The sequence below is a fragment of the Herbiconiux daphne genome (assembly GCF_024979295.1).
In the GTDB taxonomy this organism is placed as follows: domain Bacteria; phylum Actinomycetota; class Actinomycetes; order Actinomycetales; family Microbacteriaceae; genus Herbiconiux; species Herbiconiux daphnes.
This window is the reverse complement of the sequence record NZ_JANLCJ010000005.1, coordinates 430,836-452,553: the sequence shown is the minus strand read 5'-3', so window position 1 is coordinate 452,553 and position 21,718 is coordinate 430,836. Positions and strand designations below refer to the sequence as shown.

Sequence of the window (21,718 nt, the reverse complement as noted above, 5' to 3'; positions counted from 1 at the left end):
CCGGCGTCACTCCCCGTCGGCGGCATCCTCGCGCGCCATGCGCGCCCGGATGCCGCCGTCGACGGTGGTGCCTTCGGCCATCGGTTCGTGCAGCGCGCCCGAGGTCGGCGGCAGGGCCGCACCCCGCTTCGATTCCGCATCCGCCGTCTTCGCCGAGAGGCGCTCGGTGAGCCCGGCGAACAGGTGGTGCGAGACATCCGCCGTTCTGGCCTTCGCGCCCACGGGCTGCTGCTCCCGGGGGTCGGTGCACGCGGCGACGATGGCGTCGACCACGAGTTGCGGGTCGTCCATGGCGGCCATGCGCGCGGTGCGGCCGCTGTAGTTGGCCGCGTGGGTCCACCAGGGGGTGTCGACCGCCCAGGGCATGATCGTGCCGACCGAGATGGTGTCGTGCTCGCCGACGAGGCGCAGCTCTTCGTTGAGCGAGCGGCCGAGACTCAGCACCGCGGCCTTCGAGGCCGCGTACGACGCCTGATAGGCCAGCGGCACCTCGCTGTCGATCGAGCCGACGTTGACGAGCACGCCGGCGCCCTGGGCCCGGAACTGCCGCAGGGCGGCGTGCGCGCCGTAGAGCAGGCCGGTGAGGTTGACCTCGACGAGTCGCGCATGATCGGCGACCGGGATGTCCCAGAAGAGTCCGATCGCGCCCACGCCCACGTTGTTCACCCACACGTCGATGCGGCCGAAGCGCTCGACGGCCGCCTCGGCGAGCCGCGTGACCGCGTCCGGGTCGCTGACGTCGGTGGGCACCGCCACGGCGACACCCCCGGCGGTCTCGATCTCGGAGACGACGTCGTCGAGCACGTCGCCGCGCCGCGCGGCGAGCACCACATTCGCACCGGCGGCGCCGAGGCGCACCGCCACCCCGCGGCCGAAGCCGCTCGACGCCCCGGTCACGACGATGGTCTTGCCCGCGACATCCGCGGTTCTGCTCATTGCCGGCTTCTCATCGCGGGCGTCAGAGGTTGCCGGGTTCGATGCGGTCGGAGACGTCGTTGAGAGCCCGGGCGACGCACGCGGCGTCGGAGGGCGAGAGCCGGCCGATGACGTCGACCACGGTCTCGTGGAAAGTGCGATAGCCGTTCTCGATCTTCTGCGCCGCGTCGGGCGTCGGCCGCAGCAGCTGGGCACGGCGGTCGGACGGGTGCGGCGCCCGCTGCAGGTAGCCGAGGTTCTCGAGCCGGTCGACGATGTTGGTGACCGAAGCGTTCGAGATGCCGAGCATGGCCACCAGGTCTTTGGGCCCGGTGTCGCGGCTCTCGCGCTGCGCCTGCAGCAGGTAGCGGATGGCGCGGAACTCGTTGTTGTTCAGGCCGCTCACCGCGCGCACCCGGTCGACCTCGCGCTCGCCCACGCTCTGCAGGCGCAGGATGGCGTCGACGGCGTCTTTGGCCGCCTCGACGGCGGGAGCCACCGCGTAGAGGTGGCGCGCCTCGCGGCGCACCACGTTCTGCGGCATCAGGCCACCACTCGCAGCACGGGGCCGGGAGCCTTCGACACCACCGCGGACTGGGCCCGCGAGAGGTCGGTGTAGTCGCCGAGGTACTCGCCGAAGTGGTTGCGGGCATAGTAGTGCGGGCCGCTCTGGTCGACCGTTCCGGCGAACGATCCGCCACTCGTGCAGACCCAGAGCCCCTCTTCGGCGACGCGCCAGCGCACCGATCCGACCGCCACGTCGTCGTGTTTCGAAATCGTCATCGTGTTCCTCCTGACAGCGCACGTGAACGCAGAATCCGTTCACCCTTCGAATATGCCAGGACGTGAAATACACGGCAAGTAACTGGTTCAGGGCTTGACACACTCGGGCGCGAGCGATACGTCGCAGCGAACGGTCGACCCCGGTCGGGGGTCGGCCGCTCGTGCGCCGGGGGCGTTCGCTCCGGGTCAGGAACCCTGCACGGAGTCCTTCGCCTGCTGGGCCTGGTCCTTCACCTCGCCGGCGGCGGAGCCCGCCTCGGCCTTGACGTTGTCGACCGCACCGGTGGCGGCGTCCTTCACGGCGGCAGCGGCGTCTTGGGCCGGCTCCTTGAGGTTCTGGCCCACCTCCTTGGCGGCATCCGTCACCTGCTCGACGAGGGGCTGCGCCTGCTCCTTGAGGTTCGACGCGACCTCCTTCTCTTTCGTCGAGGCGGGAATCAGCGAGGCCGCGAGCAGGCCGACGCCGAACGCGATCAGGCCGACCGCAAGGGGGTTGCCCTCGGCCTTCGCCTTCACGGTGCCGGCCGCGTCGGACACCGCGCCGGCCGCGGATGATCCCGAGCCGGCCACCTGTGACGTCACGTCGTCGGCGACGCCGAACACCTTGTCCTTCACCGAACCGACGGCGCCCTTCACCTTGTCGGTCTGGCGGTGCACGATCTTCGACGGGGTGACCTTGTCGGCCAGCGCGTCGACGTCGCCGCCGAGTTCGCGGCGGGTGCGCTCGATGTCGGCACGGATCTGCTCGGGTGAATCGCTCATCGGTTCTCCTCATTCCTTTTCAATGTCTCGGGGATCTTCTTCAACGACTCCACCGTCTTCGGGGCGCCGTTCACTTCTTTCAGCTGCTTGCGGCCGATCACGAACAGGATCAGCGCGACGATCGCCCAGATGACGGCCACGACCACGCCCGACCATCCACCGCCGATCAGCGTGCCGAGGGCCCACCAGAGAGCGATCGACAGGAACAGGATGGTCATGCTCGCGGCGTAGCCCGCGCCGCCGAGCATTCCCGCGCCCTTGCCGGCGCGGCTCGCCGACTGCTTGAGTTCGGCCTTCGCGAGCTCGAGCTCCTGCCGCATCAGGGTGGAGAGGTCTTTGGTGACCTCGCCGAGCAGGTCGCCGAGCGACGTGGTGGCCGCTTTCTGCTCCGATGGGGTGGCGTCGCTCATCGCTGGCTGCCGTCTGCGGGCAGATCGTCGCCGAAGCTCGCCACGCGCTCGGTGTAGAGCGGGGTGTCGTCGACGACCCCGGCCGTGCCGGAGTAGGCGGGAGCACCGGTGAAGGGCGCGTCGGCCACGCCGTCGGCTGCGGGGTCGGGAACCGGCACGACGGGTGCCGTCACGACGGGGGCGCTCGCGGCGGGCGTGCCCGACGCGGATGCCGCCTCGGCAGCCTGCTTCTCGTCGGCCGCGCTGCCCGCGAGCGCGCGGGTCAGGCGCCCGGCCACCACGCCGGCCACGGCCGCCACGGCGATGAAGGTTCCGGGCTTGCGACGGGCATACGACTTCACCTCGGCCAGCAGCGACCCGGGGTCACGGGCGTCGAGCCACGACGCCGCGCTGCCGGCCCGCTCGGAGACCTGGCGCACCAGGTCGGAGGCGAGCCCCGAGTTCTCCGACGAGCTCGCCATCTCGCCCAGCTCGTCGCCGAGGGAGCGCAGACCGGATGCGACGCGCTGCTGCTGCACGCCCGCCTGCTCCTTGAGCTGCTGCTGGCTCTGCAGGTAGAGGTCCTTGGCCTGCGACTTCGCTTCGCGAGCCACGTTGCCGGCTTCCTCCTTCGCGGTTCCAGCCACGTTGCCCACCTGCTCGGCGGCCGTGTCCTTCAGATCGGCGGCCTCCTGCTTGGCGGTGTCCACCTTGCCCGGCTCGTCGTTGGCGGCGGGTTCGAAGCCGCTCGGCGGCACAGGAACATAACTTTCCGACATCGTGTCTTCCCTTTCGATTCCCCGGCCATCGCGGCCTGGTACCCCTCTCCCTACGCGCGAAATCCCGTCGTCGCTGCGGGTGGACAAAGCGCCGCAGGTGTGCGTCACCGTGCACGGCTCCCGAAGATGCGGCGAACGCGGCCGCGGGGCCACACTGGACTGGTGACCCCTCCCGCTCGGCCCGAATCGCGACGCCGGTGAGCGTCGACCGCCGCGCGCGACTCCGCGAGCGGAGCGCACTCGTGCGGGCCTGGCGGCTGCTGAGCACGCGGCATCCGGAGACCTTCACCGAGAAGGTGCGCTACAAGATGCTGCGCGACCACCGCCCGTTGCTGACGACCTATGCCGACAAGGCGGCCGTGCGCGATCACGTCGCCGCCCGCATCGGCGCCGCCTACCTGCCCGCCGTCTTCGCGATCGTCGACGATCCCGGCGCGCTCGAGGGGCTCGAGCTGCCGGACCGTTACGTCGTGAAGCCCACCCACGGCAGCGGCGCGGGTGTGGTGGTGAGCCCGGCCGCTCCCGCAGACGCCGTGCTGCCCGACCCCGAGCAGAGCTGGACCTACCGGCACGTGCGCCCCGAGGCCGCCGACCGGCGCCGGCTCGTCGCCATCGCCCGTTACTGGTCGAGCCGGCTTTATGGCCAGGGGCCCAACCGGGAGTGGGCCTATGGTGCCGTTCCGCCCCGGGTGATCGTCGAGGAGATGCTGACCGGCGCGGGCGACGGCATCCCCGACGACTACAAGTTCTTCGTCTTCCACGGCCGGTGCCGGTTCGTGCAGGTCGACTCCGGCCGCTTCGACACCCGCACCCAGGACTTCTACCACCCACATTGGGAGCACCTGCCGATGAGCGGCGGGCCCCCGTGGATCGACCCGCCCCGCGAGCGACCCGAACGGCTCGACGAGATGATCGCCCTGGCCGAGACCCTGGGCGCCGAGACCGATTTCGTGCGCGTAGATCTCTACCACCTGCCCGATCGCATCGTTTTCGGCGAGCTGACGAGCTACCCCGCGGGCGGCGACAGCCCGTTCGAGCCGTCGTGGTTCGACCGCGAGTTCGGCCGTCACTGGACGGTGCCCCGCCGCTACGCATCCTGAGGGGTCACGAACATGGACAGTGGATGTCCAGTTGTCAACCCGGGTGCCGGAGTCGCCGATACCCCGTTTACTGAGGAGCATGGCCCTCACACGTATCGTCGAGCACTCGGGCGAGCCCCCCGAGACGTTAACGAGCCGTGAACTCGTGCGGGTGGCATCCGTGCCGTCGTCGCATGTCTACATCAGGCACCTGACACCGGATGCCGCGACCGGCTACCCCGTGGTGCGCCTCGCCGACCCCGACCCCGACGACACCCGGCGCTCCGCGGTGTCGCGGTGGTGGCCGCCCGCCATGCTCGACCCGAGGTGGGTGCACGAGCACGCCTCGGAGTTCGACCTGTTCCACCTGCAGTTCGGCTTCGACGCCCGCACACCCGACGAGCTGCGTGCCCTGACCGCGGCGCTGCGCGAGGAGGGAAAGCCGTTCGTCTACACGGTGCACGACCTGCGCAACCCCCACCACGCCGACCGGCGGGAGCACGACGCGCAGCTCGACGTGCTGATTCCGGCGGCCGACGCCCTCGTCACGCTCACGCCGGGCGCGGCCGCGGAGATCGAGCGGCGGTGGAAGCGCACGGCGCACGTGCTGCCCCACCCGCACGTCGTCGACCTGCCCACCATGCGAGCGGTGCAGGCGGCGCGGCGGGCGGGGCGGCGGCCGGCCGACGAGGTGGCGGTGGCGGCGCCGGGGGCGGCGGCAGCAGCAGTCGCCGGCGAGTTCCGCATCGGCGTGCACGTCAAGAGCCTGCGCGCCAGCATGAACCCGCTGCCGGTGGTCGCGGCGCTCGTCGACGCCGTGGCGGCCATTCCGGGCGCCCGGCTGCAGGTCGACGGGCACTCCGACGTGCTGCTCGACACCGGCAAGCGCTTCGATCCCGCGCTCGCCGGCTTCCTCCGCGCGGCGGAGCGCCGCGGCGAGCTCGAGCTGAGGGTGCACGACTTCTTCACCGACGCCGAGCTGTGGGCCTACCTCGCGTCGCTCGACGTGTCGGTGCTGCCCTACCGGTTCGGCACCCACTCGGGCTGGCTCGAGGCCTGCCACGACCTCGGCACCGCGGTGATCGCGCCCGACTGCGGCTACTACGCCGACCAGGGCCCGGTGTTCTCCTACCATCACGACGAGCGCGGCCTCGACGCCGGCTCGCTTGTGGCCGCGGTGCGCGCGGCGGCCTTCGCGGCCCCGGCTTCCCCGGCGTCGATCGACGAGCGCGTGCGCCAGCGCGACGAGGTCGCCGCCGCTCATCTCGAGCTCTACCGCGGGCTGCTCGGGTGAAGCGGCTGCGAATCTGCCTCATCGCCTCGAGCCGGTTTCCGGTGGCCGAGCCCTTCGCGGGCGGCCTCGAGGCTCACACCCACGCCCTCGCCCACGCCTTGCGCGCCCGCGGCCACCAGGTCACGCTCTTCGCGGCGCCCGGCTCCGACCCCCGGCTCGCCGTCGACACCCTCGACGTCGATCCGTTCGAGTCGAGCGACACGGCGCGGGCGGATGTCGGCGCCTCGCCGGCCGAGTGGATGCAGGAGCACCACGCCTACCTCGGCCTCATGCTCGAGCTCGCCCGCACCGGCGCGAGCCGGTTCGACGTGGTGCACAACAACAGCCTGCACCACCTGCCCGTGGCGATGTCGGCGACCCTCGGCGTGCCGATGGTCACGACGTTGCACACGCCGCCGACGCCCTGGCTCGAATCGGCGATGCAACTGACGCCCTCGGCCCGGTTCGTGGCTGTGAGCGATTTCACCGCACGGCAGTGGTCCGAGACCACTCGCGCCCGGGTCATCCTGAACGGGGTCGACACCGAGCGCTGGAGCCCGGGCCCCGGTGGGCCAGGAGCCGTGTGGATCGGCCGCGTGGTGCCCGAGAAGGGCGCCCACCTGGCGATCGAGGCGGCCCGCATCGCGGGCATGCCGCTCGACCTCGCGGGGCCGGTGCACGACCTCGACTACTTCGAACGGCGCATCCGGCCGCGCCTGGATTCGCGCATCCGCTACCTCGGGCACCTCAGCACCCGCGAGCTCGTGCAGCACGTGGGCCGGGCCGCCGTGACCGCGGTGACTCCCCTGTGGGACGAGCCCTACGGCCTGGTGGCCGCCGAGTCGATGGCCTGCGGCACCCCGGTCGCCGCCTTCGAACGCGGCGCCCTCGGCGAGATCGTGTCGCCGTCGAGCGGGCGGCTCGCGACGCCGGGCGATCCGGATTCCCTCGCCCGCGCTCTGGTGGCCGCCGCCGCTCTGCCGCGAGCCGGCGTGCGGCGCCACGCCGAGGAACATTGCTCGCTCGACGCCATGGTCGATCGCTACGAGCTGCTCTACGACGAGCTGGCCGCGCCGGCGCGAGCCGCGTGATCGGCTACTACATCCACCATGTCGGCAGCGGCCACCTCGCGCGCGCGGCCGCGATCGCGGCGCAGCTGAGTGAGCCGGTGACCGGACTGTCGTCGCTCGCGCGACCGGCCGGCTGGATCGGCGACTGGGTGCGGCTGGCGCGCGACGACGGGGCGGTCGCGGATGTCGCGGAGGCGGCGGGCGCCGAGGTGGCGGGCGCTGGCGTGGCCGGCGCTGAGGTAGCCGGCGCTGAGGCGGCCGGCGCTGAGGCGGCCGGCGCTGACGTGGCCGGCGCTGAGGCGGCCGGCGCAGACGTAGCCGGCGCTGACGTGGCCGGCGCCGAGGCGCCTGACGCCGCGGGCCGACTGCACTGGGTGCCGGTCGGCGACGCCGGGCTGCGTGATCGCATGGCGCAGGTGTCGCAGTGGATCGCGGAGACCGCTCCGTCGGTGCTGGTGTCGGATGTCTCGGTCGAGATCGCCCTGTTGGCCCGCCTGCACGGCGTGGCGGTCGTGACCATCGCGCTGCCCGGCCGCCGCGACGACGAGGCACACCGGCTGGGCTTCGCGGTCTCGAGCGTGCTGCTCTCGGCCTGGCCGCCCGAGGCGACCGGCATGCTCACGGGACTCGACGACGCCGCCGCTCAGAAGCACGTGGCCGTCGGCGCGATCTCGCGGTTCGTACCGGAGCGTGGCGCAGGCGCCCGCGAACCCGAGCCCGCTGCCGAGCGGGAACTAAAGCACGAGCACGAGCACGAGCACGAGCCAGAATCCGAGCGACAGCCCCTCGGCTCGACCCGTGCGCGGCGGGTTCTGGTGCTGAACGGGTCGGGCGGCGACGACCTCACCGCCGACGCCGTCGCCCGGGCCCGCGCGCAGACGCCGGGCTGGCACTGGGACGTGATCGGCGGTGGCACCGGCCGCTGGTGCGACGATCCGTGGCCGCTCATCCTGGCCGCCGACGTGGTGGTGTCTCACGCCGGCCAGAACGCCGTCGCCGAGATCGCCGCCGCTCGGCGGCCCGCCGTGATCGTTCCCCAAGCCCGGCCGCACGACGAGCAGCAGCACACGGCCGCCGTGCTGGCCGGTGGCCCCTGGCCCGCCGTGGTGGTCGACTCGTTCGCCACGGCCGACTGGCCCCGCGCGCTCACCGAGGCGCAGCGTCTCGACGGCCGCGACTGGGCCCCGTGGAACGACGGTCAGGGCGCCGCGCGCGCCGCCGCCGCGATCGCGAACGTCGCCGCCCGTCGAGGGCTTCCGGCATGAACGACATCGCGCTCATCACGATCGCCCACGGCCGGCACGACCACCTGCGGCGACAGCGCGAGGCCGTGCTCGCCTCGCTCGTCGCACCGCGGCTGCAGATCGTCGTGGCCATGGGCGACCCGCAGATCGGCCGGATGCCGCAGCTCGCGCCTCCGGTGCGGGCGATCTCGATCGACGCCGAGCCTCCCCTGCCGCTCGCTCGCGCCCGCAACCTCGGGGCGGAGGCGGCCCTGCAGGCCGGCGCCGACGTGCTCGTGTTCGTCGACGTCGACTGCCTACCGGCGCCCGACGCCGTCGGCGCCTATGCTCGCGCCGCCGCCTCACCGGTGACGGGCGATCGGCTGCTCTGCGGACCGGTCACCTACCTCGGCCCGCCCCCCGCCGGCGGCTACCGCCTCGATCGCCTCGCCGAGCTCGACGACCCGCATCCGGCCCGCCCCGCACCGGCTCCCGGCGAGGTCGAACTCGGCGGCGCGCACGAGCTGTTCTGGTCGCTCTCGTTCGCGCTGCGGGCGAGCACCTGGCGGCTGATCGGCGGCTTCGACGAGCGCTACTCCGGCTACGGCGGCGAAGACACCGATTTCGCCTTCGCGGCGCGCGAGGCCGGGGTGGAGCTGGCGTGGGTGGGCGACGCGCGGGCCTACCACCAGCATCACGCGGTGCGGCATCCGCCGGTCGACCACGTCGACGACATCGTGCGCAACGCGAACCTGTTCCACGAGCGCTGGGCCGAGTGGCCGATGCGCGGCTGGCTCGACGCCTTCGAAGCCGACGGTCTCGTGAGCCTGGGCGACGACGGCTACGTCGTCACGACGTGAGGGCACGGGTGGCCGGCCCGCGGGCCGGAGCCGCCGTCGTCACTCCGCGAGGATGGTGCGCAAGACGCTGATGCGACCGTCGCGCACGGTGATCAGGTCGATGCCCCGAGCCGCCGGGTTGCCCGCAGGGCCGAACGTCCAGCTCTGTGCCCCCATCTCGGCGTCGGCATAGGCGATGCCGTCTTCGGCGAAGACGAATTCGGCCGGAGCGCCGTCGAGCAGCGACGCCGCCTTCTTCTCGAGCGCGTCGCGGCCGACGACCGTCTCCTCCGGATCGGTGAACTCGACGTCGTCGGCATAGGTCTCGTCGATCGCACGGCGGCGCGAAACCGCGTCGCGGTTGCCGAACACGTCGCGAAGGTTCGCGAGCAGCAGTTCTCGGGCAGTCGCCATGCTCAGTAGTCTTCGTTGGCTTCGCGGGCGGCGTCGGCGATCGGCTCGAGGGCGGCGAGCTCGGCGAGCGCGAGCTCGAGCTGGCGGGTGAGCCACTCGGTCGTGGCGGCGTCGGAGTCGACGGCCGCGAGCTGCTCGAGGCGCTGGGCGGCGGAACCCTTCAGATCGTGCATCGCGGTCTCCTGTCGTTCGGTGGTCGTGCCGGGCGGGTATTCGTCTCGCTCCACGTTAGTGAATGCCGGCCGACGTGACTACGGCTGAGCGGTCCGGGCCTCGGCCCTGGCCTCGGGCCGCGGCTCGGCCCAGTCGAGCACGCGCCGGGCGCGCAGCGTCACCCAGCGGCTCGGTTCGCCGGGGGTCTCCATCACGACGTGCTGATGGCTGAGGTCGTGGTCGTACAGCAGCCAACGCCCGTCGGACCGACGCTCGTCGCGCACGAGCTGCACGGCTTCGGCGATGCGCGGATCGGTGGCGCGCTCGCGGGTGCCGGCGGCCCGATCGGCCGCGCGCAGATGCTCGAGCCCGCGCAGCACGTCGAAGTCGGAGTTCGGCGGAAAACCGAAACGCGCCCAGCTCGGATCGATCAGCTCGCCTGTCGTCTTCGACCGCAGCAGGCCGCGCTCGAGCAGGTACTCCTCGCCGCGCCGGCGGGCCTCGCGGGCTCGGCGAACGGTGTCGTCGGCCGCCGCTGGAGCCGCGGCATCCGTGTGTCCGCCCGCTGCCGGCTCCTGCGTCCGCTGAGTCGCCTTCGGCGACGTCCGCGCCTCTTCATAGGCGAGCAGCCCCTCGAGAACGCACACGGTGCTGTGGAACGACGAACGGATGCTCGGGGGCGCGTCGCAGTTCCAGCCCCCGTCGTTCAGCTGCTCGCCGACGAGCCGGGCGGCGAGAGCGTCGCTCGGCACACCGAAGGAGGCGCCGATGGCGAGCACTCGGCCATTGATGCAGGCCTCCTCCTCGCCGTCGAAGAACGGGCTGTCGCCGAACTCGGGCCCCCAGGTGAAGCCGAGGCGGGTGCGGTCGACGGCCTCGCGCACCCGGGCATCGGCCGGATCGACGCCGAGTTCCCGCAGCAGATGGAGCGTGTAGAGGGCATAGCGCCAGCGATCGCGCTCGTGGTCGCCGCCCCACGATCCGTCGGGCCGCGAGGTGGCCAGCAGCCGGCTGCCCCAGCCCTCGGTGGCGATGCGGTGCCGCTCCGCCTGGGCTCGATCGTGCGCCCCCTGGTCACGCAGCACCTGCCACCGGATAGCGGGGTCGGAGTCGAGCAGCCATTCGGTCAGCTCGTCGTCGATGGAACACCACCTCCTCGTTCGCCTCCATCTCTACACCTTTCCGCCGCCGAGCACAGTTCTCCACAGATCGAACGTGTTTGTCACAGATCGGCCGGCCGCGCGGTCAAGCTTGAGGAAGGCAGCGGCACACGGCGACACAGCACACGACGACACCGCCCACGACGACACCGCACGACGAACGAGGAGCACCGATGCAGCGCCACGACGACCACGACGACGATGACGACGCGCTCGCCCTCTTCTCGAGGGAGCGGCGCCGGGTCTTCGGCACCGCCTATCGCATGCTGGGCTCCGTCTCCGACGCCGAAGACATCGTGCAGGAGACGTGGATCCGGTGGCAGGCCGTCGACCTCCACCAGGTCGACGAGCCGGCCGCCTACCTCACCACCATCGCCACCCGCCTCTCGATCAACCTGCTGCAGTCGGCGCACTCCCGTCGCGAGACCTACATCGGGCCGTGGCTGCCCGAACCCGTCAACACCGAGGCCGATCCGTCGCTCGGCGCCGAGACCACCGAAGCCCTGGAAATGGCCTGCCTGCTGCTGCTCGAGAACCTGACGCCCACCGAACGGGCCGCCTACGTGCTGCGCGAGGCGCTCGACTACCCCTACGAGCGCATCGCCGAGGTGGTGGGCTCGTCGACCGCCAACGCCCGCCAGCTCGTCAGCCGGGCCCGCAAGCACCTCTCGGCGAGGCAGCGCGACGCCGTGCCCGCGGCCGAGTCGCGCCGGCTGCTCGAGGCCTTCCTCGTGGCGGCCCAGAAGGGCGACGTCGCCGAGCTCGAGCAACTGTTCGCCGACGACATCGTGAGCTACACCGACGGCAACGGCGTGAAGCTCGCCGCCCGCAAACCGGTCGTGGGCCGTTCGCGGGCGGCGAGGTTCATCTCGGCGTTCTCGAGCCACTTCTGGGCGGGCAAGAGCATCGGCTGGGTCACCGTCAACGGCCAGCCGGCCGCCACGCTCTCGGTCGACGGCGAGGTGACGACCGTGGTCACGGTCACGGCCTCCCCCGGCGGCATCCTGCAGCTGCTCTGGGTGATGAGCCCCGACAAGTTGCGCCATGTCTCCGCGGTGGAGGCATGACCCGGCGACCACTCGCCGGCTGGCTGCAGCGCCTCACCACCACGGATGCCCGCGCGAAGCGGCGCTGCGACCGGGCAGTGCGCGCGCTCGCCACGGCGCTCGAATCCGGCGACGAGGAGGGCGCGAGGCGGCTGCTGCACGACGACTCGCAGCTGACGATCGACACCGGCGGCGTCATCCGCGTTCCCGCGACCTCGGCACGCGGGCGGCGGGCCGTCGCCGAGGCGCTCGCGGCGTTGTGGGCCGCGAACGACGTGGCCGGGGCCACCTCGCACCTGGTCAACGGCGCGCCAGGCCTGGCCCTGCAGCGTGCCGACGGCCGGGTGGTTGCGGTGCTCACGGTCGCCATGCTCGGCGCGTCGATCGAGCGGCTGTGGGTGGTGGTCAACCCGCAGAAGCTGCGGCACTGGAACGAGCGATGACCTCGCCGGGGATGGCAGACTGAACTGACCGGACGACGACCGGGGCCGCCGCCGGCGGCTGAGGAGCACACCATGACCGAACCGAACGATTCCCGCGTCGGTCTCTACATCGATTTCGACAACATCGTCATCTCGCGCTACCAGCAGCTGCACGGGCGCAACGCCTTCCAGCGCGACGGCATCCGCGATTTCGATCGCACGAGCCCGGATGCCGACCCCGAGGTCGCCGCTCGGCTCGCCGCGGCCACCGTCGACTTCGACGCGATCATCGACTTCGCGGCCTCGTTCGGCACGATGGTCGTGAACCGGGCTTACGCCGACTGGTCGGTGCCGGTGAACGCGAGCTACCAGCGCCAGCTCATGTCGCGAGCGGTCGACCTGACCCAGCTGTTCACCACCACCACGCGCGGCACGAAGAACGGCGCCGACATCCGGCTGGCGGTCGACGTGGTCGAAGACCTGTTCCGCCTGCCCGACCTGACGCACGTCATCATCGTGGCGGGCGACTCCGACTACATCGCCCTGGCGCAGAAGTCGAAGCGCCTCGGCCGCTTCGTGGTGGGCATCGGTGTGGCCGGCTCGACCAGCACCTCGCTGGCCGCCGCGTGCGACGAGTTCGAAGACTACGACTCGCTCCCTGGCGTCGAGAAGGTCACGGCGGCGCCCAGCGCCCCGCCCCCGGCGACGACGTCGAGCCGGCGAGCGAGCGGCCGCCGGGCCGCGGCACCCACCGGGGCCGCACCCGAGCCGGAACCCGCGGCAGAGAAGGCGCCGGGCCGGCCGCGCAAGGCCACCACCATCCCCACCTTCTCGCACACCGAAGACGCCCAGTTCGACGAGCCCGAGCCCGGCGACGACATCAACCCGCAGACGGTCGCGACCGAGCTGCTCGTTCGTGCACTGCAGATCGGCCACGCGAAGGGCGACGCCGACGAGTGGCTCAACACCGGCACCGTGAAGAACCAGATGCGGCGCATGGACCCGTCGTTCAACGAGAAGCCGCTCGGCTATCGCTCGTTCACCGATTTTCTCTCGTCGCGCTCCGACGTCGCCGAACTCGAGGAGGAGGGCCCCCAGCGGCTCATCCGCCTGAGGCCCGGGGTGGCCGCTCACCGCTGAGGCCGTCTCTCGTAACAGCATGACGAGGGCCCGCACGGTTCGTCCGTGCGGGCCCTCGTGCTGCGGTGGGGGCGCTACTCGCCGATCGCCTCGACGGCGGCGAGGATGGCCGCGATCGAGACATCCGGATGCGACACCATCGACACGTGCGAAGCTGCGACCTCGGTGATGGTCGCCCCGGCGCGCTCGGCCATCGAGCGCAGCACCGCCGGCGGGATGACGAGGTCTTCGGTGCCGACGACGGCCCACACCGGGCGGCCCTTCCATGACGGGGCCGCCGAGGGCGCGGTGTTGGCGCTCAGCGTGATGGGCCTCTGGGTGGCGTGGATCAGCCAGCGGTCGGCCTCGGGCAGGTCTTGCGCGAACGCGTTGTGCACCGTGTCGGCCTTGAGGAAGGCCTCGAGGTCGCCCTCGGGGGCGCCCGGGTAGGGGATGAGGTCGAGCACGGTGGTGGGATCGGGCACCGCCAGCGCCGAACCCGAGCCGCCGAGCAGCTGGAACACGAACTCGCCCTCGTCGGGAATGAAGGCGTCGACGTAGACGAGCGCCTTCACGTCGTCGGTGAGCTGGGCGTTCGTGATGACGAAGCCGCCGTAGGAGTGGCCGACGAGCACGACCGGCCCGGTGGTGCGCTCGGCGACGAAGGCCGAGATGTAGGCGGCGTCGCTGGCGACGCCGTGCAGCAGGTTCGGCGGCACCAGAACGGTGAAGCCCTGGCTCTGCAGCTCGGTGGCGACGGCGTTCCAGCTGGAGCCGTCGGCCCAGGCTCCGTGCACCAGCACGATGGTGGGTTTGGTCACGTCAATTCCCTTTCGTGGAGCATTTCGACAGCGGTGATGTGGCTGAAGAATATGCCCGAGGGGCCGACGGCGATTACGACTTTTGAAGCAGGCTTGTCAGCCCACCTCGACGAGCACCCGGGGCAGCTCGGCCAGCAGTTCGTGTGCGAGGAAGCCGAGCGGCCCGACCGCCACGGCGAGCCGGTCGCCCGCGGCCGCGTGGGCATGCGTCGCCCACACCGCCGCCTGCTCGGGCGAGGCGCCCCGGGCGCACAGGCCGGCGATCGCCCCGGCCAGCACGTCGCCGCTGCCCGAGGTGCCGAGGCCGCCGTGCCCCGAGCCGATCAGCCAGAGCCGGCCGTCGGGATGCGCCACCCGGCGCTGACACGACACCACGGCACCGTAGGCGCGCGCCACCGAATGCGCCGCGGCGTCGAGGGCGTCGTCGTCGGGGTCGTCGCCGAGCCCGGCGTCGGCGCTGCCGGCCGCTTCGAGCAGTCGCTCGACCTCGCCGAGGTTCGGGGTGAGCACGAGCCGGCCGGCGAAGGCGTCGCCGACCGTCGATCGCGGCAGCACGCCGAGTGCGTAGGCATCGAGCACCACGACGGTCTCGTCGCCGACGAGCGCCGGCAGGCGGTCGACGAGGGCCAGCGCCTGCTCGGCGTCGTCGAGCCCGGGCCCGGCCAGCACGGCGTCGGCGTCGCCCAGATCGTCGGCCGCCGCATCGATCGCGGTGCCGTCGATCTGCCGATCGTCGGTCTCGCGCAGCGCGACCACCCCGCTCTCGGGCAGCGCGACCGCGGCGGCGATCGCCGCGCCCTCGGCCAGGGCGAGGGTCAGTCGCCCGGCGCCGACCCGCAGCGACGCCTCGGCCGCGAGCAACGCGGCTCCGGGCGATCGGCGGTCGCCGCCCACGATCACCACCTGGCCGCGCTCGTATTTCGAGGCCCCGGGCGACGGCAGCGGCCATTCGCGCAGCATGCCGGGCGTGACCGTCACCCCCGGCGCGGCATCCGGATTCCCGGCGGCCCCGTCGGTGGTCTCCTCGTCAGCGTTCGGTTCGTCAGTGGATGTCGACATCTTTGTCTCCCGGGTGCTCGGTGGTCTCGACCTCGAGCTCGTCGAGGTGCTCGTGCTCGGCGAACGACGCGACCTGCCAGCGGCCCACACCGCTCGGGCGCACCAGCCGCGTGACCGAGGCGTTGGTCACGACGTGGGTGAGCGAGAAGTCGAGGATCTGCTCCTCGCTCAGTTCGTTGCAGACGTAGAGGAACAGCATCACGACGGCGTCGTGGGCGACCACGAGCACGGTGCCGTTGTCGTCGTCGGCATCGACGTCGCTGAGGAACGAGCGGATGCGCAGTGCCACGTCGGCCCACGACTCGCCGCCCGGTGGCCGGTAGTAGAACTTGCCGAGCCATCGCCGCCGGGCCGCCTCGTCGGGAAAGCGGGCCTCGACGCCGTCGGGGGTGAGCAGGTCGAGGATGCCGAGCTCGCGGTCCCGCAGGCGCTCGTCGACGCGAGCCGTCATGTGGATGCCCGCCTCGGCGAGCGCGAACGCGATCGTCTGGCGCGCCCGAAGGTAGGACGAGCTCCAGGTGGTGGCCGGCACGCCGTAGTGCGCGTGCTCGGCGATCCAGTGCCCGAGCGCCGCGGCCTGCTTCTCGCCCGTGGGCGACAGCGGCACGTCGGCGTCGCGCCACTCGACATCGATCTGCTCGGCATGCGCCTCTTGCGCGGCGGTCGCGATCACGTTCGCGACACTCTCGCCGTGTCGCACCAGCCAGATCTCTGTGGCACCCATTCCCTCACGCTATGCCGAACCACCCGCGAGCGGACATTTTGCCGCGACGATCGCTTTCGGCGGCACGAGCGTAGGGTGGGCAGTGCTGGCCAAGACCTCGCCGGCGGATGGCCACAGCGACGATTCGCACGACCGATACGACGGGCCTCACGGGGCCCCGGGAGGCAGGCGACGCATGGTGTTCTGGGTGAAGATCCACGAGGACAGGTTCAGGCTCCACGATCGGCAGTCCGTGGAGCGGCTGTGTACCGACATCGAGACGGCGGTGCGCGCCGGCGGTGCGTTCGTGATGGTCGAGGAGAAGAGCCGGCGCACCGAGGTGCTGATCACCGCGAGCAGCCGGGTGCGCATCGACGACGTCTCGAGCATCGCGGTCGCCGCCGAGTCGTGGGGCGAGACCGGGCGGGCGTCAGAGCTCGACTTTCTCGATTTCGAGCTCTACGGCCAGGATTGACCGGCGCCCGGGGTTGCGCAGACGCCGATCGGTCGTAGCGTCGGAGCATGGCGATTCAGAGCGGTAACGACGAGGGCACGGTTCAGAAGGACATGTCCTACAGCCCCGGCAGCGGGCGGGAGACCGAACAGGCCCAGGACGAGCCGCGAACCTCGGCCCACCTCGACGATCCCGACATCGACTCGTCGGCGGTGAAGTCGGTTCCGGGTGTCGGCGGCCCCGACGACGTGGGTGAGATCGACGTCGACGAAGAGGCCATCCGCGAGTCGATCGCCGAGCGCGCCCGCAACGTCTGACGGCAACCGGCGCCGCCAGCTCCCGTATGCCGTCAGTGCCAGTAAGCCGTCAGGGCCACTACGCCGTCAGCTCCAGTAGAAGTCGCCCACGAGGGCCAGCACGCAGAGCGTCGGGGCGAGCACGAAAAGTGCGAGCCCTGCTCGCAGCAGCCACGTGATGCGACGGCACGACCGGCGCGCATCGCAACCGCCCGGCACCGCGGCCGCGGCGAAGACCGCCACCATGAGACCGGCGAGCAGGGCGCCGGCCCAGAACAGGCGTTCCCAATGGTCTTCGATCACGCCGGCGAACCAGCCCGACGAGATAACAGCACCGCACACGATCGCCATTGCGAGCGCCGCTCCCACGAAGAGCACGGCGGCGTGGCGCTCGAGCCGGGCGAGTCGCCGCTCGTCGGCGGATTCCGCGGTGGCGAGTGTGCTCATGCCGTCACAGGTCCGTCACGGCGCCGTCACAGGGCCGCAGCGTGGTCGGGCACGAACCGGTGCTCACCGATCGGGGGTCGCGCCTCGTCGAGGGCTCCGGGCCGTTCGGGAAAGTCGACCGCGTCGGGGTCGAGGTGCTCGTAGGGGATCTGGCTCAGCAGGTGGTTGATGGTGTTGATGCGCGACGACCGCTTGTCGTCGCTCTCGATCGTCCACCATGGCGCCTCGTCGATGTCGGTGACGGCGAACATGGCGTCTTTCGCCCGGGAGTAGTCCTCCCACTTCGTGATCGACAGCAGGTCGGTCTCCGAGAGCTTCCACCGCCGCATCGGGTCGTTGAGACGCGACCGGAACCGCTTCTCCTGCTCGGTGTCGCTCACCGAATACCAGTACTTCAGCACGATGATGCCGTCGTCGACGAGCATGCGCTCGAGCGCCGGCACCTGATCGAGGAAGCGGTCGTACTGCTCGTCGGTGCAGTAGCCCATCACGCGTTCGACGCCGGCCCGGTTGTACCAGGAGCGGTCCATCAAGACGATCTCGCCGGTCGTCGGCAGCCGCTCGATGTAGCGCTGGAAGTACCACTGGCCCTTCTCGCGCTCGCTCGGCTGCGGCAGCGCCACCACGCGGGCACTCCGCGGGTTGAGGTATTGCATCACCCGCTTGATCGCGCCGCCCTTGCCCGCCGCGTCGCGCCCCTCGAAGATCACCAGCACGCGCGCGCCGTTGGCGGTCACCCACTGCTGCATGCTGACGAGCTCGATCTGCAGCCGGCGCAGTTCTTTCTCGTAGGCCGTCTTGTCGAGGCGGCGCGAGCCTCCGTGCCCGTGCTTCTTGCCACTCTTCGAGGCGTTCTTGGCGTGCTTCTTGTCGTGCTTCGTGTCGTGCTTCTCAGACGTCATCTCTCTCAGATCTCTTCGGTCCAGCGCAGTTGCGGCGCGGGCTCTTCGGTCGCGGTGACGGGCGCCACCGCGTGCCGGTGCAGCACCAGGCGGGTCTGTTCGGTGAGCCAGGTCACGAGCGCGGCATCCGTCAGTTCATCGTGCTCGCCCGGCACGAAGTCGGAGACCAGCTGGCTGGCCGGCCCGAGCAAGAACGTCGACCGCCCCGTTCCTCCGTCGTCGAGCCGCGTCGGAATGTCGACGGTGGCCGAACGCTCGGCCTTCGCGAGCGCGTCGGCGTAGACCAGCAGTGCCCTCGCGATGTCGGTTCCGGTGAGCACCGAGTCTCCGGAGTAGTGAACTCTGTCCATGCCCTCAGCCGACCACCGACCGCGCGGCGCGGCGAGGGGTTGCGCTCGGATGCTCAGCGGACTACCGGCCCTCGGCGATGTAGGCGAGCCGCCGCAGCGTCTCGACGTTCCGGATGTGCAACGGCACGTCCATGATCGGCCCCGGCACGAGCGCGCCCGGGCCTTTGATCGCCTCTTCGTCGATGCGCACCACACAGCCGTCGCCGCGGCGCTTCACCTGCAGGGTGACCTTCGCCTCACCGAGGGGCCAGCCGGCGGGCACGATCACCATGCGGCGCGGCGGATCCCACTCGAGCACCGTCGTGACGTCGTCGATCACGGCGGGCCACACCCCGAACGAGTGATGCAACTCACTGCCCTCAGCCGGCCACGCATCGTCGACCGCTCTCATGCGCGAGGCGCCGACCACCCAGACCGGAAAGAGCCAGCCGTCGGCGAGCACCTCGAAGACCTTCTCGGGCGGGCAGTGGAACAAGCGGGTGTTGGTCGACACGATGTCATCCGATCTGGGAGGGGTGGGAACCGCGCGAGGAGGGTGCGGTCGGGGAGCGGGCGCGGTCGCGCAAAGTGCTCTCTGGCGTCCACTTTGGGTGCCTTTTCGCGACCGGAGACGGCGCGAGACCGGCGGGGAACAAAGCGCGGCGCTGGTTGGGCCGACGCCGCTCGCTCGTGGTCGCGCAAAGTGCTCGCTGGGAGGCGGCGTAGGTGCTTTTCCGCGACCGGAGACGGCGCGGGCCCGGGTAGGGGCGAGGGTTCTCACGCGATCACTCATGATCACACGGCGAGCGAGGGCGGCACGGCGATGCCGAACTCGGCTGAGAGGGCGCGCCGGGCGGCATACCAGCCCGCCAGGCCGTGCACGCCGGGGCCGGGCGGCGTCGACGACGAGCACAGGTAGACGCCGGCGGCCGGGGTCGCCCAGGGGTTGAGCGACAGCACCGGGCGGGCGGCGAGCTGCCAGAGACTGGCGGTGCCCGACGCGATGTCGCCGCCGATGTAGTTGGGGTCGTAATTCTCGAGGTCGCGGGCCGTGCGCGAGCTCGACGCGAGCACGAGGTCGCGGAACCCGGGTGCGAAGCGCTCGATCTGCCGAGTGATCGCCTCGGTCTGGTCGACGTCGGAATCGCGGGGCACGTGCGTGTAGGCCCACAGCACGTGTGACCCCTGGGGTGCGCGGGTGTCATCGAAGGTCGACGGCTGCGCCACCAGCACGTAGGGGTCGTCCGAGTGTCGGCCCGAGGCGACGGTGGCTTCGGAGGCGGCGATCGCCACGCGGGTGCCGCCGACGTGCACGGTGCCGGCCCGGCGCAACTCCTCGTTCTGCCACGGCACCGGCCCGCTCAGCGCGAAGTCGACCTTCGACGCCGCGTTGCCGTAGCGGAAGCGGCGGAGGGCGGCGAGGTAACCCGCCGGCAGCCGGTCGTGTGCGATGCGGGCGAGGTTCTTCGGCGCGACGTCGAGCATCACCGCTCGCGCGGCCCGCACCTCGTCGAGGTGCTCGATCGGGGCATCCGTCACGATCTCCCCGCCGTGCGCCACCAGATCGGCGGCGAGCGCGTCGACGATCGACTGGCTACCGCCCACCGGAACGGGCCAGCCGCGCCCGTGCGCGTAGGCGCCGAGTGAGAGGGCCGCGCCCGCGGTCGACAGGCTCGGCATGGGGCGGATGCTGTGGGCCGCCACGCCGGTCAGCATCGCCGGCGCCTCGTCGCCGCGGAATCGCAGGTTCCACAGCGGCGACCCCTGCTCGAGCGACCGCAGGCCGAACCGGGCGGCGGTGACCGGATGCGCCGGGATGCGCAGCAACGGCGACCCGGCGAACTGCGCCACCTGGTCGGCAGCTCGGGCGAGCGGGCCCATCAGCCGGCGCCAGGCGTCGCCGTCGACGCCGAGACCCTGCGCGGTGCGCTCGAGGTCGCGGTAGGCGATTCCGGCTCGGCCGCCGTCGAGCGGATGCCCGTAGGAGACCTCGGGAACCACGAGGCCGATGCGCTGCGACAACTGGAACTGCCTGAAGAATCCCGACGCCAGGGCCATCGGATGCACCGCCGAGCACACGTCGTGCCAGAAGCCGGGCAGCGTCGACTCGGCCGTGCGCGCGCCGCCGCCGATCGTGGCGTTGCGCTCGTAGAGCCGCACCGACAGACCGGCACGCGCCATCGTGACCGCCGCGGCGAGGCCGTTGGGGCCCGCGCCGACCACGGCGACGTCGACGGCGCTCGGCATGGGTCAGGCCTTCTTCCGCACCAAGGCGAGCAGACCGGCGGCCCCGACCGCGGCGCCACCGCTCGCGACGGCGACGACGGGCCGCCGATGCCGCAGGAACCAGGTCTGCAGCGAGTGCGACTTCGCGCTGTCGCTGAAGATGCCCCGCGCTCCCTGGTCACCGGGCACGGGCTCGTAGAGGTTGTCGGGCAGCATCGGCTCGCTCTTGTCGGGCGCCTGCTGGCCGTCGTAGCCGGTGCGCGCCAGGTACCAATCAAGGAACCCGGCCACGAACCGGTTGCCGATCACGGTCTTGGCGGTCGGCAGGCCCACCCAGGTGCGGCGGCGCGGATGCTCGGCCACGTAGGCCACCACGCGGGCGGCCACCTCGGGCTCGAAGATGACGTCCATCGGCCGCGGGTGGTCGGGCAGGGCCGATTTCACCCAGTTGAACTGCACGGTGTTCATGGCCGGCATGTCGATGGTCGAGATGCGCACCGGGCTCTTGCGGTGGATGAGCTCGGTGGTGACCGACTCGGTGAAGCCCTGCACCGCGTGCTTCGCCCCGCAGTAGGCCGCCTGCAGCGGGATGCCGCGGTGCGCGAGCGCCGAGCCGATCTGGATGACGTGACCGTGGCCACGCGGAACCATGCGCGAGAGGGCGGCGCGGGTGCCGTTCACGAAGCCGAAGTAGTTGACCGCGGTGGCACGCTCGAAGTCGGCGGGCTCGGTGTCGAGGAACTCGGCGAAGGCGCCGACCATGGCGTCGTTCACCCAGAGGCTGATCGGCCCGAGTTCGCGCTCGACCCGGGTGGCGGCCTCCTCCACGGCCTCGCGGTCGGAGACGTCGGTCGAGATGCCGAGACCCTTGCGGTGGTAGGCCGTGATCTCGTCGACCACGGCGTCGAGCCCGTCTTCGCCACGAGCGAGCACCGCGACATCCCAGCCCCGTCCGGCGAGAGAGCGCACGATCGCGCGCCCGAGGCCGGCGGTGCCCCCGGTGACGACGGCCACGCCCCGGCTCATGATGATGCCTTTTCGGTGGAACTCATGGC

Annotated in this window: 28 protein-coding genes; 10 read left to right on the top strand and 18 right to left on the bottom strand. The window is 71.6% G+C overall.

Going from position 1 to position 21,718, the window contains the following annotated elements; all coding sequences use genetic code 11:
• Positions 1 to 6: 6 nt before the first annotated feature.
• The 6 genes from N1032_RS15875 to N1032_RS15850 all read right to left on the bottom strand — a co-directional run bounded on the left by N1032_RS15875 (position 7) and on the right by N1032_RS15850 (position 3,628).
• Positions 7 to 936 carry an SDR family NAD(P)-dependent oxidoreductase gene (locus N1032_RS15875; protein WP_259540133.1) on the bottom strand — a complete coding sequence of 310 codons (930 nt, stop codon included), beginning with the start codon at positions 934 to 936 and terminating at the stop codon, positions 7 to 9.
• A gap of 22 nt (positions 937 to 958) precedes the next feature.
• Positions 959 to 1,459 (bottom strand): MarR family winged helix-turn-helix transcriptional regulator, encoded by a 501-nt coding sequence (locus tag N1032_RS15870; protein WP_259540132.1) that lies wholly within the window; start codon positions 1,457 to 1,459, stop codon positions 959 to 961.
• Positions 1,459 to 1,698, bottom strand: a complete 240-nt coding sequence (locus tag N1032_RS15865) for a hypothetical protein (RefSeq protein ID WP_259540131.1) — start codon at positions 1,696 to 1,698, stop codon at positions 1,459 to 1,461. The genes N1032_RS15870 and N1032_RS15865 overlap by 1 nt, the downstream gene beginning before the upstream one ends.
• A 186-nt stretch (positions 1,699 to 1,884) precedes the next feature.
• The gene (locus N1032_RS15860) at positions 1,885 to 2,460 is read right to left on the bottom strand and encodes a DUF3618 domain-containing protein (protein WP_259540130.1); all 576 of its coding nucleotides are present in this window, start codon (positions 2,458 to 2,460) and stop codon (positions 1,885 to 1,887) included.
• Positions 2,457 to 2,870, bottom strand: a complete 414-nt coding sequence (locus N1032_RS15855; protein ID WP_259540129.1) for a phage holin family protein — start codon at positions 2,868 to 2,870, stop codon at positions 2,457 to 2,459. Before N1032_RS15855 ends, N1032_RS15860 begins: the two co-directional genes overlap by 4 nt.
• Complete coding sequence (locus tag N1032_RS15850) at positions 2,867 to 3,628, bottom strand: hypothetical protein (protein ID WP_259540128.1); 762 nt, start codon at positions 3,626 to 3,628, stop codon at positions 2,867 to 2,869. Before N1032_RS15850 ends, N1032_RS15855 begins: the two co-directional genes overlap by 4 nt.
• Positions 3,629 to 3,825: 197 nt before the next feature.
• On the opposite strand from N1032_RS15850, the gene N1032_RS15845 reads away from it, so the two are divergent.
• From N1032_RS15845 to N1032_RS15825, 5 genes are all read left to right on the top strand, one after another.
• On the top strand, positions 3,826 to 4,728 hold the full coding sequence (locus N1032_RS15845) for an ATP-grasp fold amidoligase family protein (RefSeq protein WP_259540127.1): 903 nt from the start codon (positions 3,826 to 3,828) through the stop codon (positions 4,726 to 4,728).
• Positions 4,729 to 4,807: 79 nt separating this feature from the next.
• On the top strand, positions 4,808 to 6,001 hold the full coding sequence (locus tag N1032_RS15840; protein WP_259540126.1) for a glycosyltransferase family 1 protein: 1,194 nt from the start codon (positions 4,808 to 4,810) through the stop codon (positions 5,999 to 6,001).
• Entirely contained in the window at positions 5,998 to 7,071 is a 1,074-nt protein-coding gene (locus N1032_RS15835) for a glycosyltransferase (protein ID WP_259540125.1), read from the top strand. Before N1032_RS15840 ends, N1032_RS15835 begins: the two co-directional genes overlap by 4 nt.
• Positions 7,068 to 8,315 (top strand): glycosyltransferase, encoded by a 1,248-nt coding sequence (locus tag N1032_RS15830; RefSeq protein WP_259540124.1) that lies wholly within the window; start codon positions 7,068 to 7,070, stop codon positions 8,313 to 8,315. Before N1032_RS15835 ends, N1032_RS15830 begins: the two co-directional genes overlap by 4 nt.
• The gene (locus tag N1032_RS15825; RefSeq protein ID WP_259540123.1) at positions 8,312 to 9,133 is read left to right on the top strand and encodes a glycosyltransferase family 2 protein; all 822 of its coding nucleotides are present in this window, start codon (positions 8,312 to 8,314) and stop codon (positions 9,131 to 9,133) included. Before N1032_RS15830 ends, N1032_RS15825 begins: the two co-directional genes overlap by 4 nt.
• Positions 9,134 to 9,172: 39 nt before the next feature.
• Here the strand turns inward: N1032_RS15825 and N1032_RS15820 are convergent, their stop codons facing one another.
• The 3 genes from N1032_RS15820 to N1032_RS15810 are packed head-to-tail and all read right to left on the bottom strand — an operon-like array spanning position 9,173 to position 10,764.
• Complete coding sequence (locus N1032_RS15820) at positions 9,173 to 9,526, bottom strand: nuclear transport factor 2 family protein (protein WP_259540122.1); 354 nt, start codon at positions 9,524 to 9,526, stop codon at positions 9,173 to 9,175.
• A gap of 2 nt (positions 9,527 to 9,528) precedes the next feature.
• Complete coding sequence (locus N1032_RS15815; RefSeq protein ID WP_259540121.1) at positions 9,529 to 9,753, bottom strand: hypothetical protein; 225 nt, start codon at positions 9,751 to 9,753, stop codon at positions 9,529 to 9,531.
• Between the two features lie 24 nt (positions 9,754 to 9,777).
• A complete protein-coding gene (locus N1032_RS15810) occupies positions 9,778 to 10,764 on the bottom strand; it encodes a hypothetical protein (protein WP_259540120.1) in 987 nt (328 codons plus the stop codon).
• A gap of 248 nt (positions 10,765 to 11,012) precedes the next feature.
• Here N1032_RS15810 and N1032_RS15805 point away from each other — a divergent pair, with 248 nt between their 5' ends.
• The 3 genes from N1032_RS15805 to N1032_RS15795 all read left to right on the top strand — a co-directional run bounded on the left by N1032_RS15805 (position 11,013) and on the right by N1032_RS15795 (position 13,447).
• On the top strand, positions 11,013 to 11,906 hold the full coding sequence (locus N1032_RS15805) for an RNA polymerase sigma-70 factor (protein WP_259540119.1): 894 nt from the start codon (positions 11,013 to 11,015) through the stop codon (positions 11,904 to 11,906).
• Positions 11,903 to 12,328, top strand: coding sequence for a sigma-70 family RNA polymerase sigma factor family protein (locus N1032_RS15800; protein ID WP_259540118.1), 426 nt, complete (start codon positions 11,903 to 11,905; stop codon positions 12,326 to 12,328). The genes N1032_RS15805 and N1032_RS15800 overlap by 4 nt, the downstream gene beginning before the upstream one ends.
• A gap of 72 nt (positions 12,329 to 12,400) precedes the next feature.
• Complete coding sequence (locus N1032_RS15795; RefSeq protein WP_259540117.1) at positions 12,401 to 13,447, top strand: NYN domain-containing protein; 1,047 nt, start codon at positions 12,401 to 12,403, stop codon at positions 13,445 to 13,447.
• 74 nt (positions 13,448 to 13,521) lie between these two features.
• Here N1032_RS15795 and N1032_RS15790 read toward each other — a convergent pair whose 3' ends face one another.
• The 3 genes from N1032_RS15790 to N1032_RS15780 form a co-directional block, all read right to left on the bottom strand.
• On the bottom strand, positions 13,522 to 14,247 hold the full coding sequence (locus tag N1032_RS15790; RefSeq protein ID WP_259540116.1) for an alpha/beta fold hydrolase: 726 nt from the start codon (positions 14,245 to 14,247) through the stop codon (positions 13,522 to 13,524).
• 96 nt (positions 14,248 to 14,343) lie between these two features.
• Entirely contained in the window at positions 14,344 to 15,306 is a 963-nt protein-coding gene (locus tag N1032_RS15785; RefSeq protein ID WP_407933043.1) for an NAD(P)H-hydrate dehydratase, read from the bottom strand.
• Positions 15,290 to 16,030, bottom strand: coding sequence for a histidine phosphatase family protein (locus N1032_RS15780; RefSeq protein ID WP_259540115.1), 741 nt, complete (start codon positions 16,028 to 16,030; stop codon positions 15,290 to 15,292). The genes N1032_RS15785 and N1032_RS15780 overlap by 17 nt, the downstream gene beginning before the upstream one ends.
• A gap of 82 nt (positions 16,031 to 16,112) precedes the next feature.
• Between N1032_RS15780 and N1032_RS15775 the strand changes: the two genes are divergently transcribed.
• Both N1032_RS15775 and N1032_RS15770 read left to right on the top strand, forming a co-directional pair.
• A complete protein-coding gene (locus N1032_RS15775; protein ID WP_259540114.1) occupies positions 16,113 to 16,484 on the top strand; it encodes a hypothetical protein in 372 nt (123 codons plus the stop codon).
• Positions 16,485 to 16,531: 47 nt separating this feature from the next.
• Entirely contained in the window at positions 16,532 to 16,780 is a 249-nt protein-coding gene (locus tag N1032_RS15770) for a hypothetical protein (protein ID WP_259540113.1), read from the top strand.
• Between the two features lie 66 nt (positions 16,781 to 16,846).
• Here the strand turns inward: N1032_RS15770 and N1032_RS15765 are convergent, their stop codons facing one another.
• The 6 genes from N1032_RS15765 to N1032_RS15740 form a co-directional block, all read right to left on the bottom strand.
• Complete coding sequence (locus N1032_RS15765; RefSeq protein ID WP_259540112.1) at positions 16,847 to 17,206, bottom strand: hypothetical protein; 360 nt, start codon at positions 17,204 to 17,206, stop codon at positions 16,847 to 16,849.
• A 26-nt stretch (positions 17,207 to 17,232) separates the two neighbouring features.
• Positions 17,233 to 18,108, bottom strand: a complete 876-nt coding sequence (gene ppk2 / locus N1032_RS15760) for a polyphosphate kinase 2 (protein WP_259540111.1) — start codon at positions 18,106 to 18,108, stop codon at positions 17,233 to 17,235.
• A 5-nt stretch (positions 18,109 to 18,113) separates the two neighbouring features.
• Positions 18,114 to 18,458 carry a hypothetical protein gene (locus tag N1032_RS15755; protein ID WP_259540110.1) on the bottom strand — a complete coding sequence of 115 codons (345 nt, stop codon included), beginning with the start codon at positions 18,456 to 18,458 and terminating at the stop codon, positions 18,114 to 18,116.
• Between the two features lie 61 nt (positions 18,459 to 18,519).
• On the bottom strand, positions 18,520 to 18,951 hold the full coding sequence (locus N1032_RS15750) for an SRPBCC family protein (protein WP_259540109.1): 432 nt from the start codon (positions 18,949 to 18,951) through the stop codon (positions 18,520 to 18,522).
• A gap of 281 nt (positions 18,952 to 19,232) precedes the next feature.
• The gene (locus tag N1032_RS15745) at positions 19,233 to 20,684 is read right to left on the bottom strand and encodes a phytoene desaturase family protein (protein ID WP_259540108.1); all 1,452 of its coding nucleotides are present in this window, start codon (positions 20,682 to 20,684) and stop codon (positions 19,233 to 19,235) included.
• 3 nt (positions 20,685 to 20,687) lie between these two features.
• Complete coding sequence (locus N1032_RS15740) at positions 20,688 to 21,689, bottom strand: SDR family oxidoreductase (RefSeq protein WP_259540107.1); 1,002 nt, start codon at positions 21,687 to 21,689, stop codon at positions 20,688 to 20,690.
• Between the last annotated feature and the right edge of the window lie 29 nt (positions 21,690 to 21,718).

Coding starts and splice junctions, on each gene's coding strand:
- N1032_RS15785 (WP_407933043.1), bottom strand. CDS start 15,306: ATGTCGACATCCACTGACGAACCGAACGCTGACGAGGAGACCACCGAC.
- N1032_RS15765 (WP_259540112.1), bottom strand. CDS start 17,206: ATGAGCACACTCGCCACCGCGGAATCCGCCGACGAGCGGCGACTCGCC.
- N1032_RS15770 (WP_259540113.1), top strand. CDS start 16,532: ATGGCGATTCAGAGCGGTAACGACGAGGGCACGGTTCAGAAGGACATG.
- N1032_RS15825 (WP_259540123.1), top strand. CDS start 8,312: ATGAACGACATCGCGCTCATCACGATCGCCCACGGCCGGCACGACCAC.
- N1032_RS15850 (WP_259540128.1), bottom strand. CDS start 3,628: ATGTCGGAAAGTTATGTTCCTGTGCCGCCGAGCGGCTTCGAACCCGCC.
- N1032_RS15820 (WP_259540122.1), bottom strand. CDS start 9,526: ATGGCGACTGCCCGAGAACTGCTGCTCGCGAACCTTCGCGACGTGTTC.
- N1032_RS15840 (WP_259540126.1), top strand. CDS start 4,808: ATGGCCCTCACACGTATCGTCGAGCACTCGGGCGAGCCCCCCGAGACG.
- N1032_RS15875 (WP_259540133.1), bottom strand. CDS start 936: ATGAGCAGAACCGCGGATGTCGCGGGCAAGACCATCGTCGTGACCGGG.
- N1032_RS15745 (WP_259540108.1), bottom strand. CDS start 20,684: ATGCCGAGCGCCGTCGACGTCGCCGTGGTCGGCGCGGGCCCCAACGGC.
- N1032_RS15865 (WP_259540131.1), bottom strand. CDS start 1,698: ATGACGATTTCGAAACACGACGACGTGGCGGTCGGATCGGTGCGCTGG.
- N1032_RS15800 (WP_259540118.1), top strand. CDS start 11,903: ATGACCCGGCGACCACTCGCCGGCTGGCTGCAGCGCCTCACCACCACG.
- N1032_RS15780 (WP_259540115.1), bottom strand. CDS start 16,030: ATGGGTGCCACAGAGATCTGGCTGGTGCGACACGGCGAGAGTGTCGCG.
- N1032_RS15795 (WP_259540117.1), top strand. CDS start 12,401: ATGACCGAACCGAACGATTCCCGCGTCGGTCTCTACATCGATTTCGAC.
- N1032_RS15870 (WP_259540132.1), bottom strand. CDS start 1,459: ATGCCGCAGAACGTGGTGCGCCGCGAGGCGCGCCACCTCTACGCGGTG.
- ppk2 (WP_259540111.1), bottom strand. CDS start 18,108: ATGACGTCTGAGAAGCACGACACGAAGCACGACAAGAAGCACGCCAAG.
- N1032_RS15805 (WP_259540119.1), top strand. CDS start 11,013: ATGCAGCGCCACGACGACCACGACGACGATGACGACGCGCTCGCCCTC.
- N1032_RS15855 (WP_259540129.1), bottom strand. CDS start 2,870: ATGAGCGACGCCACCCCATCGGAGCAGAAAGCGGCCACCACGTCGCTC.
- N1032_RS15740 (WP_259540107.1), bottom strand. CDS start 21,689: ATGAGCCGGGGCGTGGCCGTCGTCACCGGGGGCACCGCCGGCCTCGGG.
- N1032_RS15860 (WP_259540130.1), bottom strand. CDS start 2,460: ATGAGCGATTCACCCGAGCAGATCCGTGCCGACATCGAGCGCACCCGC.
- N1032_RS15755 (WP_259540110.1), bottom strand. CDS start 18,458: ATGGACAGAGTTCACTACTCCGGAGACTCGGTGCTCACCGGAACCGAC.